We start from the raw sequence: 1,341 nt of genomic DNA on the forward strand, positions 1-1,341 counted from the left end.
TGCGGGCATTTCGTGGGCGGAGGGCGCACGATGACATCAAGGATGGCCTGCCTGATGGCCGGCATGCTTGGTTGCGGCGGCGGTCCCCCGATTCTTTTTTTTCCGCCCCGCGGCATTGAGGCGGCGGGCTTGGAGGAAAGCGTAGGCGATCATGGTCATCAATGCGTGTCGGTGCAGCCCGATCCAGGATCTGCCCTCAAAATGGTCGAGGCCGAGCTCCTCCTTCAGCTGCTGATGTGCCTGTTCGCAGACCCATCGGGCTTTGATCGCGGCGGCAAGCGTCCTGAGGCTGATGTCGGCGGGAAGATTGGACAGGTAGTATTTCTGCTCGCCCGTCGATCGACGCTCGCCGACGAGCCAGACTTCCTCGCCCGGCATGCATTGCATGCGATTGTCGGCCATGCGGTGCTTGTGACCGTCCGCGACGCGGACGCGTCGGGCCGCAAAGAGGCAGGTCAGGCGACCCTTCGTGCCTCGCCGCCAGTTGATCCTTCGCCAGATCTCTCCAGCCAAGGCGACTTCGGCGGAGATCGGCGGTTGCTCCGGAATGCTGTATTTGCGGGGCCTTCCCGCCTTGGCGACGGGAAAGATCAAGGCGATGTCGGCGGGATAGACGTTCTGGCGCCGCGACAGTCCAACCGCCCATTTGAGACCGCGCTCGCTCAGCGCCTGACGGAAGGATGCGCTGGACCCGTAACCAGCGTCGGCGAGAACGCAGCCAAAGCGTGCGCCCGATGCGACAATTCGGTCGATCTCTTCGATGGCGATCTCCGGCTTCGTCAGCGCAGTCCGTCTTTCCTCAGGCACGCGCGCCCGCGCCATACGTTCGGGATTGCTCGTCCAATCTTCCGGCAGGAACAGCCGCAGGCCCACCATCACCGGGACTTCTTGCGACGCGAGCGTCAGCGAGACCAGCGACTGACAATTGGCCGTCTTGCCGAGCGCAGAGGCATATTGCGGCGCGACACCAACCGAGTGCTCGCCCTTCTTCGGCAGCGCCGTATCATCGACAATCAGCCAAGCGTCGTCGCCGCCGACCATGCGATTGGCTTCGGCGAGCAGGATCGTCTCCAGCGGCGCCGTGTCCCATGCGCTGCTGGCGATGAAGTGGTGAAGCTGGTCGTACCCGACCTCGCCGTCGCGCGACGCCATCGGCTGGATGCTCTTGCGATCTCCCGCGCCGATCAGGCCCGCGACATAGGCCGGGCACATCCGCCCGCGCACCTTATGCCGCAGGGCGCTCACGAACGGCGCCAGCCAAGCCTCAAGATCGCACTTCCAGGTCTCATCCATGGTCGGCCCTCCGCAAGCCGACCATCTATGAATCACGCAAAGCCCAAC

The 1,341-nt window shown here is 64.3% G+C and carries 1 protein-coding gene; it reads right to left on the minus strand.

Annotation, left to right across the window (positions count from 1 at the left end):
* Positions 1-36 precede the first annotated feature (36 nt).
* Positions 37-1,329 carry an IS701 family transposase gene (locus LH400_RS25915; RefSeq protein ID WP_370638497.1) on the minus strand — a complete coding sequence of 431 codons (1,293 nt, stop codon included), beginning with the start codon at positions 1,327-1,329 and terminating at the stop codon, positions 37-39.
* Positions 1,330-1,341 lie beyond the last annotated feature (12 nt).

This window comes from Jiella soli (genome assembly GCF_020615385.1).
Lineage (GTDB): Bacteria > Pseudomonadota > Alphaproteobacteria > Rhizobiales > Rhizobiaceae > VKMB-3413.